At 70.6% G+C, this 17,128-nt stretch carries 15 protein-coding genes; 7 read left to right on the forward strand and 8 right to left on the reverse strand.

The genetic code is table 11. The annotated features are described in order from the left end of the window. Positions 1-6: 6 nt before the first annotated feature. The 3 genes from SCA03_RS16250 to SCA03_RS16260 all read right to left on the reverse strand — a co-directional run bounded on the left by SCA03_RS16250 (position 7) and on the right by SCA03_RS16260 (position 5,882). Positions 7-1,353 (reverse strand): MFS transporter, encoded by a 1,347-nt coding sequence (locus SCA03_RS16250; protein WP_051856470.1) that lies wholly within the window; start codon positions 1,351-1,353, stop codon positions 7-9. A gap of 126 nt (positions 1,354-1,479) precedes the next feature. Further along, a complete protein-coding gene (locus SCA03_RS16255; RefSeq protein ID WP_086817748.1) occupies positions 1,480-3,027 on the reverse strand; it encodes a glycosyltransferase family 87 protein in 1,548 nt (515 codons plus the stop codon). Positions 3,028-3,221: 194 nt separating this feature from the next. Further along, complete coding sequence (locus SCA03_RS16260) at positions 3,222-5,882, reverse strand: transglycosylase domain-containing protein (RefSeq protein WP_030880899.1); 2,661 nt, start codon at positions 5,880-5,882, stop codon at positions 3,222-3,224. Between the two features lie 383 nt (positions 5,883-6,265). On the opposite strand from SCA03_RS16260, the gene SCA03_RS16265 reads away from it, so the two are divergent. Together SCA03_RS16265 and SCA03_RS16270 are read left to right on the forward strand one after the other, a co-directional pair. Next, positions 6,266-6,919, forward strand: a complete 654-nt coding sequence (locus tag SCA03_RS16265; protein ID WP_030880897.1) for a PadR family transcriptional regulator — start codon at positions 6,266-6,268, stop codon at positions 6,917-6,919. A gap of 49 nt (positions 6,920-6,968) precedes the next feature. Next, positions 6,969-8,051, forward strand: coding sequence for an inositol-3-phosphate synthase (locus SCA03_RS16270; RefSeq protein ID WP_030880896.1), 1,083 nt, complete (start codon positions 6,969-6,971; stop codon positions 8,049-8,051). 147 nt (positions 8,052-8,198) lie between these two features. On the opposite strand, the gene SCA03_RS16275 is transcribed toward SCA03_RS16270, so the two are convergent. The 3 genes from SCA03_RS16275 to SCA03_RS16285 all read right to left on the reverse strand — a co-directional run bounded on the left by SCA03_RS16275 (position 8,199) and on the right by SCA03_RS16285 (position 10,977). Continuing rightward, a complete protein-coding gene (locus SCA03_RS16275; protein WP_030880893.1) occupies positions 8,199-9,230 on the reverse strand; it encodes an alanine racemase in 1,032 nt (343 codons plus the stop codon). A 127-nt stretch (positions 9,231-9,357) separates the two neighbouring features. Beyond that, positions 9,358-10,488: a lipid II:glycine glycyltransferase FemX gene (locus tag SCA03_RS16280; protein WP_030880890.1), complete on the reverse strand. Its 1,131-nt coding sequence runs from the start codon at positions 10,486-10,488 to the stop codon at positions 9,358-9,360. 180 nt (positions 10,489-10,668) lie between these two features. After that, positions 10,669-10,977: a hypothetical protein gene (locus SCA03_RS16285; RefSeq protein ID WP_030880888.1), complete on the reverse strand. Its 309-nt coding sequence runs from the start codon at positions 10,975-10,977 to the stop codon at positions 10,669-10,671. A gap of 245 nt (positions 10,978-11,222) precedes the next feature. Here SCA03_RS16285 and rpsF point away from each other — a divergent pair, with 245 nt between their 5' ends. The 4 genes from rpsF (at position 11,223) to rplI (ending at position 12,911) form a co-directional block, all read left to right on the forward strand. Then, positions 11,223-11,513, forward strand: coding sequence for a 30S ribosomal protein S6 (gene rpsF / locus SCA03_RS16290; protein WP_030880886.1), 291 nt, complete (start codon positions 11,223-11,225; stop codon positions 11,511-11,513). A 93-nt stretch (positions 11,514-11,606) separates the two neighbouring features. Then, positions 11,607-12,173 (forward strand): single-stranded DNA-binding protein, encoded by a 567-nt coding sequence (locus SCA03_RS16295; protein WP_030880882.1) that lies wholly within the window; start codon positions 11,607-11,609, stop codon positions 12,171-12,173. A gap of 36 nt (positions 12,174-12,209) precedes the next feature. Continuing rightward, complete coding sequence (gene rpsR / locus SCA03_RS16300; protein ID WP_003978893.1) at positions 12,210-12,446, forward strand: 30S ribosomal protein S18; 237 nt, start codon at positions 12,210-12,212, stop codon at positions 12,444-12,446. 18 nt (positions 12,447-12,464) lie between these two features. Then, entirely contained in the window at positions 12,465-12,911 is a 447-nt protein-coding gene (rplI, locus tag SCA03_RS16305; protein WP_030880880.1) for a 50S ribosomal protein L9, read from the forward strand. 248 nt (positions 12,912-13,159) lie between these two features. Here rplI and SCA03_RS16310 read toward each other — a convergent pair whose 3' ends face one another. Then, positions 13,160-14,503: an MATE family efflux transporter gene (locus tag SCA03_RS16310; protein ID WP_086814065.1), complete on the reverse strand. Its 1,344-nt coding sequence runs from the start codon at positions 14,501-14,503 to the stop codon at positions 13,160-13,162. A gap of 512 nt (positions 14,504-15,015) precedes the next feature. Here SCA03_RS16310 and dnaB point away from each other — a divergent pair. Further along, complete coding sequence (gene dnaB / locus SCA03_RS16315; protein WP_030885961.1) at positions 15,016-16,530, forward strand: replicative DNA helicase; 1,515 nt, start codon at positions 15,016-15,018, stop codon at positions 16,528-16,530. 42 nt (positions 16,531-16,572) lie between these two features. Here dnaB and SCA03_RS16320 read toward each other — a convergent pair. Further along, positions 16,573-17,128, reverse strand: a 556-nt coding sequence (locus SCA03_RS16320; protein WP_174864499.1) for an FAD-dependent monooxygenase, incomplete at its 5' end; no start/stop codon positions are given.

The following is a 17,128-nucleotide window of genomic DNA, read 5'->3' on the forward strand; positions in this document are numbered from 1 at the left end:
CCCGTTTCACGTGAAACGGGACGGCGGGGCCGCTGCGGAGGGCGGACGTGCGGCGGCGGCCGTGGCCGGGCCAAGCCGCCGGTGGGCGCGTACCAGTACACAGGCCAGCGCAGCGTAGAGCACGGCGACGGACAGCAGCAGCGCGGCCGAACGGCCGTCCGGCGGGAGCATCGCGGCGGCGGCACCGGCGGCGCCCACGAAGGCGACGTTGTAGAGCATGTCGTAGAGCGAGAAGAGCCGGCCGCGGTAGGCGTCGTCCGCCGAGGTCTGCACGGCGGTGTCCGTCGCGATCTTCGCGGACTGGGTGACGAGCCCCAGCACGAACGCCGCGAGCAGTATGGGCGCGGGCCGGAACGGCAGCCCCAGGGCCGGCTCCAGCACGGCCGCGGCGCCGGAGCACAGCGCCATCCAGCCGAAGACCCCGGTACGCCGCACCGCCGAGGGGGAGATCAGCGCGGCGGCGAAGAAGCCCGCGCCCGAGGCCCCGACGGCCAGGCCCAGCAGGCCGAGCCCGTTGTCCCCGCCGGGCTCCTCCTGGTCGCTCCACGCGTACCGGCACAGCATGAGCACGGTGACGGTGAGCGCTCCGTAGCAGAACCGCATGAGGGCGGCGGCGCCCAGCGCGTAGGCGGCGGCCCGGCGCTCGGTCAGATGCCGCAGCCCGGCGAGCAGTCCGCGCACCGTGCCGACCAGCGCCGTACGCATCCTCGGCTGGACGACGTCCGGGTCGGGGCCGAGCGTTTCCTTGCGCATCCGCAGGGACATCAGCGCGCCCAGCAGATAGAGCCCGGCCGCGGTGACGAGGACGAGGGCGTCCGCCTGGCGGCCGGTCTCGGGAGCGAGCAGCCGTACGGCGAAGGCGACCCCGCCGCCGAGGGTCGCGGCGAGCGTCCCGGCCGTGGGGGACAGGGAGTTGGCGATGACGAGGCGCTCCTCGTCGACGACGCGGGGCAGCGCGGCGGAGAGCCCGGCGAGGACGAAGCGGTTGACGGCGGTCACGCACAGGGCGGCGCCGTAGACCAGCCAGTCCGGGACGGACAGCAGGATGAGGACGGCGGTGGCCGTGGCCATCAGCGTGCGCACCAGGTTGCCGAAGAAGAGGACCTGGCGCCGCCGCCAGCGGTCCAGCAGCACGCCCGCGAAGGGGCCGAGCAGCGAGTACGGCAGCAGCAGGACGGCCATCGCGGAGGCGATGGCGGCGGGCGAGGTCTCCTTCTCCGGGGAGAAGACGACGTAGGCGGCGAGCGCCACCTGGAACACGCCGTCCGCCAGCTGCGACAGCAGCCGCACCGACAGCAGTCTCCGGAAGCCGGGGAAGTGGAGCAGGGTGCGCAGGTCGCGGGCCACGGACATGGAGACAGCCTCACAGGAGAGTGCGGGGGTTTCACGTGAAACGGAGGCATTTCCCGGGTTTTCCACAGGACCGCGGCCGGGGCGGTCCCGCCCCGCGGCGGGAGGACGGCGCGCCGGGCCCGCTGCTCACTCGGTGGCGGTGCCCCAGCGCACGACCGTCTCCCGGGGGCCGGGGCGGTGCGTGGCGCGGCGGTACGCGGGGGTCTCCCGGCCGGCCGTGCGGGCGGCCGGGCCGAGGACGAAGACATCGGGAGCCCGGTCGAGGACACCGCCGCCGGGGTCGTCCGAACCGTCGTCCCGGCGTACCGGGTCGCACTCGGGCAGCAGGGCGTCCCGGACGATGACCGCGCACAGATACAGCGTGCCCAGCAGATGCGCGAGGATCACCACCTGATAGCCCTCGGTGGGGAGCCCCTGGTGTTTGTCCCCGCTGCCGGTGTAGGCCAGGTACATCCAGATGCCCAGGAAGTACAGGCACTCGCAGGACTGCCAGATCAGCATGGACCGCCACCGCGGCCGGGCCAGCACGGCGAGCGGGATCAGCCACAGCACGTACTGCGGCGAGTAGACCTTGTTCGTCAGCACGAACAACGCGACGACCAGGAAGGCGAGTTGGGCCAGCCGCGGCCTGCGGGGCGCGCACAGGCCGAGCGCCGCGATGCCCGCACAGCCGAGCGCCATCAGGATCATGGCGTAGGTGTTGGCGTTCTCCAGGGTGGCGCCCGTCCGCTGCTGGACGATCAGCCACACGGAGCCGAAGTCGACGGGGCGCTCCTGGCTGAAGGTGTAGAACTTCGCCCAGCCGGCCGGTGCGAGCAGCATCACGGGAACGTTCACCACGGCCCAGGACAGCGCCGTGCCGCCCGCCGCGAACCCGAACGCCCGCCAGCGGCCCGCCCGCCAGCACAGCACCAGCAGCGGTCCGAGCAGCAGCGCCGGGTAGAGCTTGGCGGCGGTGGCCAGGCCGATGAGGATCCCGGCGGCCAGCGGGCGCGAGCGGGACCACAGCAGCATGCCGGCGGCGGTCAGGGCGACGGCGAGCAGATCCCAGTTGATGGTGGCGGTGAGCGCCAGCGCGGGCGCGAGGGCGACCATCAGCGCGTCCCAGGGCCGGTTGCGGTGGGTGCGCAGCACACACAGCACGAGGACGACGGCGCACACCAGCAGCAGCCCGGAGTTGACCATCCAGTAGAGCTGCTGCTCCTCCTGCATCCCGTCGACGCCGAGCGTCAGCCAGTCGGCGAGCTGCATGAACGCCCCGGTGAGCACCGGGTATTCGAGGTACTCCATGCCGCCGGAGAGCTGGTCGGGCAGCCGGTCGAGGTAGGGGACGAACCCGTCGGCGAAGCCGCGGCCGGTGTACAGATGCGGGATGTCGGAGTAGCAGGCGTGCACGTACTGCGCGGTCTGGCCGCTGAACCAGCCGCCGTCGTAGCAGGGCAGCTTCTGCACCATGCCCAGCGCGAACATGCCGATCAGGACGAGGACGGCCACCTGGGCCGCGGTCTGCCACGGGGGGCGGCGCGCGGTGCGCCGTCCGGCGGGGCCGCCCAGCAACTCGGCGGCCGCGAGGGCCGTTTCGTCGTGCGCGGTGGGGCGGACGACGGGGGCCGGACGGTCGGGGTGTGCGGCGGTCCGGTCGTCGGAGTGCTCGGTCGGGTGCGCGCGCGTCATGGGGCTCATCCTGCCGCACCGGCTCCGGCCGCCGAAGAAGACCGGTGCGGTGCGTGGGAATACGGGAAATGCGTGGAAGTGCGTGAGAAAAGGGTGCGGGCCCGCCTGTTCGGCGGGCCCGCACCCTGGGGAAGCCGTCCCCGTCACCGGGGGCCGCTCCGGTCCGTGGCGGCCACGGACCGGAGCGGGCGGCGTCATTCGTCCGGCTTGTTGCCGGTGCCGGCGAACAGGCCGCCGCCGTCGTCGTTGCCGCCCTGGCCGCCGTCCCCGCCGTCCGCGCCGCCGTGTCCGGCGCCGCCGTCCGGCCAGCCGGGACCGGAGTCGTCACCTCCGGGGCCCTGGTTGGCGCCGCCGTCGTCGGTCTGGCCCTCGTCGTCGCCGGGCTTGCCGCTCTCGTCGCACTTCGGGTCGTGCGCGCTGCAACTGTCGGACGGGTCGGGGGAGTCGCTGGGCGAGTCGGACGGGCTGTCCGAGGGCTCCTCCGGCTCCTCGCTCTCGGTCTCCGTCTGCGTCGGCGTCGGCGTCGGGCTCATGCCGGGCCCGAACACCTTCTCGCCGAGGGGCTGCGCGGCCGGGAACTTCTCCACGCTGGTGCCCTTGAGCGCGTCGATCATGTAGTCGGTCCAGATCTGGGCCGGGAACGACGCACCGTGGATCTTCTTCTGCCCACCGGTGCCGTACATCTCCAGGAACTTGCGGTTCTTGGCGGTGGCGTCGTCGTTGATCCGCCACATGCCGATCGCCGTCGACAGCTGCGGCGTGTACCCCACGAACCAGGCGGACTTGTTGCCGTCCGTCGTACCGGTCTTGCCGGCCGCCGGCCGGTTCAGCGCCCGGGCGGGGCTGCCGGTGCCCTTCTCGTCCTGCACGACGTCCGTGAGCACGTCGGTGACGTTGTTGGCCACGTCCGGGCTGAACAGCTGCTCGCTGTGGCGCTGGGGCATGGGCAGCTTCTTGCCGTCCTGGTCGATGACCTGGGTGACGGAGTACAGATCGGTGCGCTTGCCCTGGGTGGCGAAGGTGCCGTACGCGCCGGCCATCCGGATCGCGCTGGGCGTGGAGATACCCAGCGAGAACGAGGGGACGTTGGATTTGTTCAGGCTGGAGCTGAGCAGACCCGCGTCCTCGGCCGCCTTGCGGACGGTGGGGATGCCCACGTCCATGCCGAGCTGCACATAGGGCGAGTTCGCCGAGCGGACCATCGCCTCGCGCAGCGAGATGTCGCCGTAGCTGTAGCCGCCGTCGTTGGTCTGGCGCCAGATCTTGCCTTCCTCGTTCTTCCAGACCGTCCCGTCGTAGTTGTGGATCAGCAGCTTGTTGTCGCCGTCGTAGCGGCTGGTGTCCGGGTTGACGACGGTGCGCTGCCCCGCCGACTGCTCCTTGGCGCCGTCGCGGTCCCTGATGCCGTCGCGCATGGCGGCGGCGAGGACGAACGGCTTGAACGTCGAACCGACGGGCACACCCGTCTCGTCGGCGTTGTTGGTGAAGTGCTTGACGTAGTCCTTGCCGCCGTAGAGGGCCACGATCTTCCCGTCGCGCGGGTCGACGGACGCGCCGCCGAACTGCACATGGGTGTCCAGATCGGGCCGCTTCTTCGGGTCGATGTTCTTGTCGTAGATCTCGTTGACCGAGTCCCGCATCGCGAACGTCTTCTTCTTGTCGAAGGTCGTCCGGATCTGGTACCCGCCGCGGTTGAGCTGCTCGCGCGTGAGGACGTTGTTGTTGATCAGGTACCGGTTGGCCAGATCGATCAGGTAGCCCTTCTGGCCCTTCTTGTCCATGGCCTTCTTGGGCGGCTTGATGTCCGGCAGGCCCTTGCGGATCAGCTCGGTGGCCTTCGCGTTCGACAGCTTGCCGACCTCGGCCTCCCGGCGGAGGACGGAGCTCCACTTCTTCTGGGAGCGGGCCTCGTTGGCCTTCTGGTCGCCCTCGTAGGGGTCGTAGAGCGCGGCGCCGTTCAGCAGCGTCGTCAGATAGGCGCCCTCGGAGGCGTCGATCTTGGCGACGTCCTTGCCGAAGTACGCCTGCGAGGCCGCCTGGACACCGAAGGCCCCGCGCCCGAAGTACGCGGTGTTGAGGTACTGCTCCAGGATGTCCCGCTTGTCCATCGTGGCGCCGGCCTTGATGGAGATGAGCAGCTCGGTGACCTTGCGCTTGATCGTCTGATCCTGCGACAGGTAGTTGTTCTTGACGAACTGCTGGGTGATCGTCGAGCCGCCCTGGGTGTCGCCGCCCGTCGCCATGTTGAAGGCGGCACGGGCGATACCCATCGGGTCGACGCCGGAGTCCTCCCAGAACGAGGCGTTCTCCGAGGCGATCACCGCGTTCTGCAACGACTTGGGCATCTGCGACAGCGAGACGTTCTGCCGGTTCTTCTCGCCCTCCGCGCCCGCCACCGCGAGCCGGTCACCGTTCGCCCAGTAGTAGACGTTGGTCTGCGAGCGGGCCTCCGCCTTCGCCTGGTCGGGGACGTCCACCATCCACAGTGCTATGGCGAAGGCCACGATCAGCAGCCCGATGAACCCGAAGCAGGAACCCAGCACCTGTTTCCACGACGGCACCCAGCGCCGTGCGCCCTGCTTGTCGGAGCGCGGGTAGTCGATGAACCGCTTCTTGCGCACCTGCGCGGCGCGGCCACGCCCCCGGCCGTGCCCCGCTCCCGCTCCCGAAGCCGAGGCCGCCGCCGCACGCCGACGACCGCCGCCGGACGACTGCGCCGCCCTCCGTGATTCCGCGCGGCTGCCATGGGAGCCGGGGCCTGTGCCGCGTGACGTCGCGGCACGGCGGCCGGACGGTGGCGGCTGCGCTGCGCGTCGGCCGCGCCCCTGCGGCGGCTTACGACGGTGCTCGCTCATTGGTACAGCTACTCCTCGGGCAGGCGGCAGAGCGCCTGAAGGTGGCAGTTGATGTCTGGTCCCCCCGAGTGCGCGAGGACGGCCAGGCCGGACCCGAGCGCACTGCACCCGGGACGAGGACGCTCACAGGCGCCGCACGGTTCCCAGTGGTGGTCTGCACAGCGGACAGACTACGCAGCTCCAAAACGCCCGTTGACCGGCATTCACCTCAATCAGCGCATACCACCGGCAGGGAATCGATGATGTGAGCCCCTTCACCGGACCCCCGCTTGTCGCTCCCGAGCGGGCGTTCTATCGTCGGGATGTATCGAGCCGATACATCGGAGCGAGACAACGGAAGAACGGCAACAGCTCCGACCGGAGGAGCAGAGGGGAGGCGCAGGATGAGCAGACGCTCCGGCATCCTCGAATTCGCCGTCCTCGGCCTGCTCCGCGAATCCCCGATGCACGGCTATGAGCTGCGCAAGCGGCTCAACACCTCGCTCGGGGTCTTCCGGGCCTTCAGCTACGGCTCGCTCTACCCCTGCCTCAAGACGCTGGTCCAGCGCGGCTGGCTGGTGGAGGAGACGAGCGGGCAGCCGGAGGCGGAGTCCGGGACGGCGCAGCCGGCGCCGCTCGGCGGCCGCCGAGCGCGGATCGTCTACCGGCTGACGGCCGAGGGCAAGGAACACTTCGAGGACCTGCTCTCCCAGACGGGCCCCGATGCCTGGGAGGACGAGCACTTCGGCATCCGGTTCGCGTTCTTCGGCCAGACCTCGCGCGATGTGCGGATGCGGGTCCTCGAAGGGCGCCGCAGCCGGCTTGAGGAGAGGCTCGCCAGAATGCGCGCCTCCCTGGCCCGCACCCGCGAGCGCCTCGACGACTACACCCTCGAACTCCAGCGCCACGGGATGGAATCCGTGGAGCGCGAGGTGAGGTGGCTGAGCGAACTCATCGAGAGCGAGCGGTCGGGCGGCCGCCGGAGCCGGCCAACAGAGCACGAGTCCGCGGACCCCGCACACGGTGCGCCGGGTCCGTCCGAGGACACCGACAAGTGAGGCCCCGCGTCCGCGGGGCCTCGTCGAGAACACACAGGGAGCAACCGGAATGGGTTCGGTTCGCGTAGCCATCGCCGGCGTGGGCAACTGCGCCGCATCGCTGGTCCAGGGCGTCGAGTACTACAAGGACGCCGACCCGGACAGCAAGGTCCCGGGTCTGATGCATGTCCAGTTCGGCGACTACCACGTGCGCGACATCGAGTTCGTCGCCGCCTTCGACGTCGACGGCAAGAAGGTCGGCCTCGACCTGGCGGACGCCATCGGCGCCAGCGAGAACAACACCATCAAGATCTGCGACGTGCCGCCGGCCGGCGTCTCGGTGCAGCGCGGCCACACCTACGACGGTCTGGGCAAGTACTACCGCGAGACCATCGAGGAGTCCGACGCCCAGCCGGTCGACGTCGTCCAGGCGCTCAAGGACGCCGAGGCCGACGTCCTGGTGTGCTACCTGCCGGTCGGCTCCCAGGAGGCCGTCGAGTTCTACGCCCAGTGCGCCATCGACGCGGGCGTGGCCTTCGTCAACGCGCTGCCGGTGTTCATCGCCGGCACCAAGGAGTGGGCCGACAAGTTCACCGCCGCCGGGGTGCCGATCGTCGGCGACGACATCAAGTCCCAGGTCGGCGCCACCATCACGCACCGCGTGCTGGCCAAGCTGTTCGAGGACCGCGGCGTCATCCTGGACCGCACCATGCAGCTGAACGTCGGCGGCAACATGGACTTCAAGAACATGCTGGAGCGGGAGCGACTGGAGTCCAAGAAGATCTCCAAGACGCAGGCCGTCACCTCCCAGATCCCCGACCGCGATCTGGGCGCCGACAACGTCCACATCGGCCCCTCCGACTTCGTCGCCTGGCTCGACGACCGCAAGTGGGCCTATGTGCGCCTGGAGGGCCGCGCCTTCGGTGACGTCCCGCTGAACCTGGAGTACAAGCTGGAGGTCTGGGACTCCCCCAACTCCGCCGGCGTCATCATCGACGCGCTCCGCGCCGCGAAGATCGCCAAGGACCGCGGCATCGGCGGCCCGATCCTCTCGGCGTCCTCGTACTTCATGAAGTCCCCGCCGGTCCAGTACTTCGACGACCAGGCCCGGCAGAACGTCCAGGACTTCATCGACGGCAAGGCCGACCGCTGATCCGGACACCCGCACGGCACCACCACCGACGGCCGCGTCCCGGCGAACTCCCTCGCCGGGGGCGGCCGTCGGCGCGTTCGCAGCCGTGAGTTCTGCTCGTCCCGCTCGTCGGCCGTCGACCCGTACCGTCGGGCCGGCGGGCCGGGCTCAGCGGTCCATCGTGCGGTCGACCATCGTCGTCGTGTGGCGGAGGATCGCCGTGAGTTCCTCGCCCACGTGGGGCTCGGGGGCGTCGGACGGGATGAAGAGGATCGAGACCTGCATGTGCGGGGGTTCGGCGAACCAGCGCTGCTTGCCCGCCCAGACGAAGGGCGACAGGTTGCGGTTGACGGTGGCCAGGCCCGCGCGGGCCACGCCCTTGGCGCGGGAGGTCATGCCGTGCAGAGCCTTCGGTGCCTCCAGGCCGACGCCGTGCGAGGTGCCGCCGGCGACGACCACCAGCCAGCCGTCGCCCGAGGCCCTCGCCTGCCGGTAGCCGAACCGCTCGCCCTTGGCCACGCGGGTGACGTCCAGGATCGCGCCGCGGTACTCGGTGGCCTGGTGGTCGCCGAGCCACAGCCGGGTGCCGATGCGGGCGCGGAAGCGGGTCTGCGGGAACTGCTGCTGGAGGACGGCGAATTCGTTCGGCTTGAGGTGGCTGACGAACATGGTGTCGAGCGGCAGCCGTGCGGCGCGCAGCCTGTCCATCCAGCCGATGACCTCCTCCACCGCGTCGGATCCGTCGGTGCGGTCCAGCGGCAGATGGATGGCGAAGCCCTCCAGCCGTACCTCGTCGATCGCGGCGTGCAGCTTCGGCAGGTCGGCCTCGGTGACGCCGTGCCGCTTCATGCTGCTCATGACCTCGATGACGACGCGTGCCCCGCGCATCAGGGCCACACCCTCCACGGAGGAGACGGAGCGGATCGCCCGGTCGGGCAGCGGCACCGGCTCCTCGTCCTTGCGGAACGGGGTGAGCACCAGCAGATCGCCGCCGAACAGGTCCTTCGTGCGGGCCGCCTCGTAAGTGGTGCCGACCGCGAGGATGTCGGCGCCGAACTTCGTCGCCTCGTCGGCCAGCCGTTCGTGCCCGAAGCCGTAGCCGTTGCCCTTGCAGACGGGGACGATCCCGGGGAACTGCTGGATCACCGACTGCTGGTGCGCCCGCCAGCGATCGGTGTCGACGTAGAGGGTGAGCGCCATGACGGGTACGGCACCTTTCTCGATCGGACTGATCGGACTGCTCGGACGGGAAGGACGGTCGGCCGGTTCCGCCGGGAAAGGGCGGAGCGGCCCGGAGACGGGGTACGCAGGGTAGGGCAGCGGCCGGTCAGCGCCGGGACATGTACATGTCCAGAGCCTTGTGCAGCAGCTTGTTGAGGGGGAAGTCCCACTCGCCGAGGTACTCGGCGGCCTCGCCGCCCGTACCCACCTTGAACTGGATGAGGCCGAACAGATGGTCGTTCTCGTCCAGCGAGTCGCTGATGCCCCGCAGGTCGTACACGCTCGCGCCCAGCGCGTACGCGTCCTGGAGCATCCGCCACTGCATCGCGTTCGACGGCCGCACCTCGCGCTTGTGGTTGGCGGAGGCGCCGTAGGAGTACCAGACGTGGCCGCCGACGATCAGCATCGTCGCCGCGGAGATGCGCTCGCCCTCGTGCTCGGCGAAGTACAGCCGCATCCGCTGCGGGTCCTCGGAGTTGAGGACGTGCCACATGCGCTGGAAGTACGCCTTGGGGCGGGGCCGGAACCGGTCGCGCTCGGCGGTGATCTCGTACAGCCGCTGCCACTCGTCCAGGTCGTAGGGGTTGGCCATGTTGCCCTGGACGACCTGCACACCGGCCTTGTCGGCCTTCTTGATGTTGCGGCGCCACAGCTGGTTGAAGCCCTTGTGGACCTCCTCCAGCGAGCGGCCCTCCAGCGGCACCTGGAAGACGTAGCGGGGCTGGACGTCACCGAAGCCGGCGCCGCCGTCCTCGCCCTGCTGCCAGCCCATCCGCCGCAGCTGGTCGGCGACTTCGAAGGCACGCGGCTCGATGTGCGTGGCCTCGATGTCCCGCAGCCGCTTGACGTCCTGGTCCTGGATGCCCTTCTTGATCGCCGGGGCGTCCCAGCGGCGGATCACCACGGGCGGGCCCATCTTGACCGAGAACGCGCCCTGCCGCTTCAGGTGCGCCAGCATCGGGCGCAGCCACTCCTCCAGGTTGGGCGCGTACCAGTTGATGACCGGCCCCTCCGGCAGATACGCCAGGTACCGCTTGACCTTCGGCAGCTGCCGGTAGAGCACCAGCCCGGCGCCCACCATCTGGCCGGTCCGCTCGTCGAACCAGCCCAGGTTCTCCGCGCGCCATTCGCTCTTGACGTCCGCCCACGCGGGGACCTGACAGTGACTGGCCGACGAAAGGCTCTGGATATACGCCAGATGCTGCTCTCGGCTGATGGTCCTCAGGGTCAGACTCATGGCGGGACGCTCCTCCGGCGAACTGAGTGATGCTCGCGGGAAGCCTACTGTGCCCCTGGGCGCCCCGTTCGGCCCAGGGGAGGGCGCCTGCACGTTCCCGCACACGCGTACGGCCCCCGGCTCCGCCGCGCGGGGAGAGGAGCGGGCCCCGCGCGGCGTACGGAGCCGGGGACCGGGTCGTCAGGTCGGCAGGAAGCCGCCGTGCGCCACGCCCAGATAGAAGCCGATCGCGGCGGCGCCCATGCCGATGACCGCCACGAACCGCTCGCCCGTCGTCGCCGAGATCATCTGTGCCCAGGCGCCGGTCAGGACGCCGACCACCCCGGTGTAGGAGCTGATCAGATGCAGCCCGTGCCAGATGGCGGTGAGCGCCGCGACGGCGCCCAGCACCAGCGTGACCGTGGCCAGGGAGTTCTCGACGGGATGCGGTCTGCCGTCGGTGTTGAGGTAGGTGAAGGGAGAGAGTCTGCGGCCCACTGCGTGTGCCATGGCGCACCTCCTGACTGTGAGGGCGGCGCACTGTAACGCCGGTCACACCCGAGATGTCCAGAGTGCGGCGGGACACCCCGGGATTTCAACCGGACGGCACGGTCCGGGTACGCTGGTCCGTCTGCGTCGCCGCCGTCCGGCACCGGAAAAATCCACCGCTACCGACGGCGAGGACGTGGACACGCATAGACCCTCCTGCCACGGAACGACCGTGGCCGCTGAGTCCAGAGGAGGTGGGTTCTCACATGCGTCACTACGAGGTGATGGTGATCCTCGACCCCGATCTGGAGGAGCGCGCTGTCTCCCCCCTGATCGAGAGCTTCCTTTCCGTTGTCCGTGAGGCCAGCGGCAAGGTCGAGAAGGTCGACACCTGGGGCCGTCGTCGTCTCTCCTACGAGATCAACAAGAAGCCCGAGGGCATCTACTCGGTCATCGACCTGCAGGCCGAGCCTGCCGTGGTCAAGGAGCTCGACCGCCAGATGAACCTGAACGAGTCCGTCCTGCGGACCAAGGTTCTGCGTCCCTCGACCCACTGAGGCACGGTCCTCAGCTACGTCCTGGGAACCGAGTAGCACCACCCCCCACCCAGCACCACAGCAGCCAGCAGCACCCCGCCGAGAGGTTCACCCATGGCAGGCGAGACCGTCATCACGGTCGTCGGCAATCTCGTCGACGACCCCGAGCTGCGCTTCACCCCTTCCGGTGCGGCGGTCGCGAAGTTCCGCGTCGCGTCCACGCCCCGCACCTTCGACCGGCAGACCAATGAGTGGAAGGACGGCGAGAGCCTGTTCCTGACCTGCTCGGTCTGGCGGCAGGCGGCGGAGAACGTCGCCGAGTCCCTCACCAAGGGCACCCGCGTCATCGTCCAGGGCCGCCTCAAGCAGCGCTCGTACGAGGACCGCGAGGGCATCAAGCGCACGGTCTACGAGCTGGACGTCGACGAGGTCGGCGCCAGCCTCCGCAACGCCACGGCCAAGGTCACCAAGACCACCGGCCGCGGTGGCCAGGGTGGCGGTTTCGGCGGTGGCGGCCAGGGCGGTGGCGGCTGGGGCGGCGGCTCCGGCGGCCCGCAGGGCGGCGCCCCCGCGGGCGACCCCTGGGCCACGGGCGCTCCGGCCGGTGGCGGCCAGGGTGGCGGCGGCTGGGGCGGCGGCCCCGGCGGCGGTGGCGGCTACTCGGACGAGCCTCCCTTCTAGGAATCTCGAACTTTTCGGAAACAACGGAGAGAGACAATGGCGAAGCCGCCTGCTCGCAAGCCGAAGAAGAAGGTTTGCGTGTTCTGCAAGGAGAAGATCTCCTACGTCGACTACAAGGACACGAACCTGCTGCGGAAGTTCATTTCCGACCGCGGCAAGATCCGTGCCCGCCGGGTGACCGGCAACTGCACCCAGCACCAGCGCGACGTCGCCACGGCCGTCAAGAACAGCCGTGAGATGGCGCTGCTGCCCTACACCTCGACCGCGCGCTAAGGAAAGGGTGACCGAATCATGAAGATCATCCTGACCAACGAGGTCTCCGGCCTCGGTGCCGCCGGCGACGTCGTCGAGGTGCGGGACGGCTACGCCCGCAACTACCTGGTCCCGCGCGGTTTCGCGATCCGCTGGACCAAGGGTGGCGAGAAGGACGTCGAGCAGATCCGCCGCGCCCGCAAGATCCGCGAGATCGCGACGATCGAGCAGGCCAACGAGATCAAGGCGCAGCTGGAGGGGCTCTCCGTGGGCCTCACCGTGCGCGCCGGCGACCAGGGCCGGCTGTTCGGCTCGGTGACCCCGGCGGACATCGCCGAGGGCATCAAGGCCGCCGGCGGTCCCGACGTGGACAAGCGGCGCATCGAGGTCGGTGCGCCGATCAAGTCGCTCGGCGCCCACAAGGTGTCCGTGCGGCTGCACGCCGACGTCTCCGCCCAGCTGGACGTGGACGTCGCCGCGGCGTGACGCTCGGCGCTGTGGCCTGAGTCCACGGTTTTCGCTGTGGCTCGGCTCGGCCGCGAGTGAGGGCCGCACCCGGGATCTCCCGGGTGCGGCCCTGCTCTTTTTCTCCCCGTCCCCGCCCCTTCCCGCTTTCTGTGGGGCCCCGGCGCGATGCGGGAACCGCAACGGGAAGCACGCCGGGAGCCCCGACGAGAAGCGCCGGGGGCACAGCCGGGGAGCCGGCCGAGACAGCCGGAAGGACACGGAACCGCTCAGGCACGCACCGCACCGGGCACGGCCCAGCGGCCCGAGCGCGCGCGGAGGGCGAGGGTGATCAGCCGGGTGGTCATCATGAGCCCGGCGACCGTCCACCACAGGGCGGTGAGCCCCCCGCCCAGCGTGGGCACGAGCAGCGCGACGGGCGCGAACACCGCGAGGGTCACCAGCATCGCCCCGGCCAGATACGTCCCGTCCCCGGCGCCCATCAGCACACCGTCGAGGACGAACACGGCACCGGCGACGGGCTGGGTGACGGCCACGACGAGCAGGACGGGCGTGAGCTGGTCGATCACGGCCTGGTCGGTGGTGAACAGCGGCATGAACAGCGGCCGGACCAGCAGGACCAGCGCGCCGAGCACGACGCCGGAGCCGACCCCCCACTGCACCATGCGCCGGCAGACGGCCCGTGCGCCGGCCTCGTCCTCGGCGCCGAGGTAGCGGCCGATGATGGCCTGCCCCGCGATGGCGATGGCGTCCAGCGCGAAGGCCAGCAGCGACCAGAGCGTGAGGGTGATCTGGTGTGCGGCGACATCGGCGTCGCCGAGGCGGGCGGCGACGGCGGTCGCGATCATCATGACGGCGCGCAGCGAGAGCGTGCGGATCAGCAGCGGTACGCCGGCCCTGCCGCTGGCGCGGATGCCGGCCAGGTCGGGCCGCAGCGGGGCCCCGTGCCGGCGGGCGCCGCGTACGACGACGGTGAGATAGACGGCGGCCATCGTCCACTGCGCGATCACGGTGCCCCAGGCGGAGCCGGCGATGCCCAGCCCGGCCGGGTAGACGAGCAGCAGGTTGAGGACGCCGTTGAGGACGAACCCGCCGACGGCGACGTACAGCGGGGTCCGGGTGTCCTGGAGCCCGCGCAGCACACCGGTGGCGGCCAGCACGATGAGCATGGCGGGGATGCCCAGGGCGCTGACGCGCAGATAGGTGGTGCCGTAGGGGGCTGCCGTCGCGGAGGCGCCGAAGGCGTCGAGGAGCGCCGGGGCCGTGGGCAGGGCGACGGCGACGACGAGCAGGCCGAGCAGCAGGGCGAGCCAGATGCCGTCGACGCCCTGGCGCAGCGCTGCGGACCGGTCCCCGGCGCCGAGCCGGCGGGCGACGGCGGCGGTGGTGGCGTAGGCGAGGAAGACGAAGACGTTGACGCAGGTCTGGAGGAGGGCCGAGGCGACACCGAGGCCGGCGAGCTGCGCGGTGCCGAGGTGGCCGACGATGGCGGAGTCGGCCATCAGGAAGAGGGGCTCCGCCACCAGTGCGCCGAAGGCCGGCAGCGCGAGACCGAGGATCTCCCGGTCGTGCCGGCGCAGCGCCGCACGGCCGGATGGGGGGACGGAGTTCATGGGTTCGATCCAAACATCCACAAGTAATGAGCGCAACTGTGATGTGACGCTTACCGATAGGCGGGTGGCAGCGCTGTGGACACCCTCGGTGACGCTCTTGGGGGCAACCTGCCGGAGTTTTTTCCCCGCACAGGGCGTGGATGACGAAGCAGCAGGTCAGACCGGGTGCGGCGGGAGGCCGCCGGAGTAATCCACAGCGCTGTCCCCCGGGTCGTGCACAGCTTTGGCCGACTTCTCCACAGGACGGGGCCCACTGTCCACAGCCCCCTGTGGATTACGTGATTGGCTGAACCGTCCCGCCCCCCTACCGTGGACCAGCCGACCGCCTCCCGTTTCTCGCTTCTTCACCGTCGCACCGTGACGCCGTAACCGTTGAACGGGCCCGGGTGGCCCTGGCTCCCGGTGGTTCCGGCGCTCCCGGCGTTCCCGGTGGCCCGGGCGTCCCCGGCCGCGTCGGCGATCTGTCAGAGGACTGTCGTAGACCGGCCCGTGGGACGGGAGGAGGTGGCGGGATGACGCAGCAGCCCGAACACGTCGAGGATGCCTGGGCGTCCGGCTTCCCGGAGGAGAGCTTTCCCGCCGCACGGCACCGCTCCGAGGGCAACGGGCAGTCCCGCGGCCCCCGTTCCGGCGACGGCGGCCCGGGCGGCCCCGGCGGGTTCGACGACCAGCACGAGCGCGGCCCCGAAGGTCCTCCCGGCGGGTTCGAACGGGTGCCCCCGCAGGATCTGGAGGCGGAGAAGTCGGTCCTCGGCGGCATGCTGCTGTCCAAGGACGCCATCGCCGACGTCGTCGAGGTCCTCAAGGGCCAGGACTTCTACCGCCCGGCGCACGAGACCGTCTACCAGGCCATCCTCGACCTGTACGCCAAGGGCGAGCCCGCCGACCCGATCACGGTCACGGCCGAGCTGACCCGGCGCGGCGAGATCGCCCGGGTCGGCGGCCCCGGCTACGTCCAGTCCCTCGTCCAGGCGGTGCCGACGGCCGCCAACGCCGAGTACTACGCGGAGATCGTCCACGAACGGGCCGTGCTGCGGCGGCTCGTCGAGGCCGGCACCCGCATCACCCAGATGGGATACGCGGCCGACGGCGACGTCGACGACATCGTCAACTCCGCCCAGGCCGAGATCTACGCCGTCACCGAGCAGCGCACCACCGAGGACTATCTGCCGCTCGGCGACATCATGGAGGGCGCCCTCGACGAGATCGAGGCCATCGGCTCCCGCAGCGGCCAGATGACCGGCGTCCCCACCGGCTTCACCGACCTCGACTCCCTCACCAACGGCCTGCACCCCGGCCAGATGATCGTCATCGCCGCGCGTCCCGCCATGGGCAAGAGCACCCTGGCCCTGGACTTCGCGCGGGCCTGCTCCATCAAGCACACGATGCCGAGCGTGATCTTCTCGCTGGAGATGGGCCGCAACGAGATCGCGATGCGGCTGCTGTCCGCCGAGGCCCGGGTGGCGCTGCACCACATGCGGTCCGGCTCGATGACCGACGAGGACTGGACGCGGCTGGCGCGCCAGATGCCGGCGGTGACGGACGCGCCGCTGTACATCGACGATTCGCCGAACCTGTCGATGATGGAGATCCGCGCCAAGTGCCGCCGCCTCAAGCAGCGCAACGACCTCCAGCTGATCGTCATCGACTACCTCCAGCTGATGCAGACGGGCGGCTCACGGCGTCCGGAGAGCCGGCAGCAGGAGGTCTCCGAGATGTCCCGGAACCTGAAGCTCCTCGCCAAGGAGCTGGAGGTGCCCGTCATCGCCCTCTCGCAGCTCAACCGAGGCCCCGAACAGCGCACGGACAAGAAGCCGATGGTGTCCGACCTGCGGGAATCGGGCTCCATCGAACAGGACGCCGACATGGTCATCCTGCTGCACCGCGAGGACGCCTACGAGAAGGAGTCCCCCCGCGCCGGCGAGGCCGACCTGATCGTCGCGAAGCACCGCAACGGCCCGACGGCCACGATCACCGTCGCCTTCCAGGGCCACTACTCCCGCTTCGTGGACATGGCACAGACCTGAGAACGGGCGCGCGGGTCCGCGGACCCGGGGCCGGGTCTTCGGTCAGTGCGCGCCGGGGGACGGGGTACCGGTGAAGAAGGCGATCAGCTGCCGGGGTGTGGGGTGGTGGCCGACGCGGTGGGCGGCTGCTGTGCCGCGGGGGAAGAGCGCTTTCTCGTAGACGGTGAGGGCCGTCTCGACGTCGTCGGGGTGTGCGGCGAGGGCCTCGCCGAGTGCGGCGCCGTCCTGCATGGCCAGGTTGGCGCCTTCGCCGCTGGGGGCCGAGAGGTGGGCGGCGTCGCCGAGCAGGGTCGCGCCCGGCACCCGCTGCCAGCTGTGGTCGGCGGGCAGGGCGTACAGGGGACGCCAGACCGGTGCGGTTCCGCTCGCGGTGAGGAGGGCGGTGAGTTCCGGCGCCCAGCCGCCGAACTCCTCAGCGACGCGTGCGGTGGCCGCGGCGGTGTCGGTGAAGTCGACGGCGGTGAACCAGTCCCGGGGCCTGGTCACGGTGAGGTGGGCGTGCAGGGTTCCGTCCTTCTCCCGGTGCGCCACCAGCCAGCTGCCGTGCCGGTCGCGGTCGAGCGCGCAGAGCGTTCCCCCGCCGACGGCCCGCGCCGCT

Origin of the sequence: Streptomyces cacaoi (assembly GCF_006539165.1) — a bacterium.
Taxonomy (GTDB): Bacteria; Actinomycetota; Actinomycetes; order Streptomycetales; family Streptomycetaceae; genus Streptomyces; species Streptomyces cacaoi.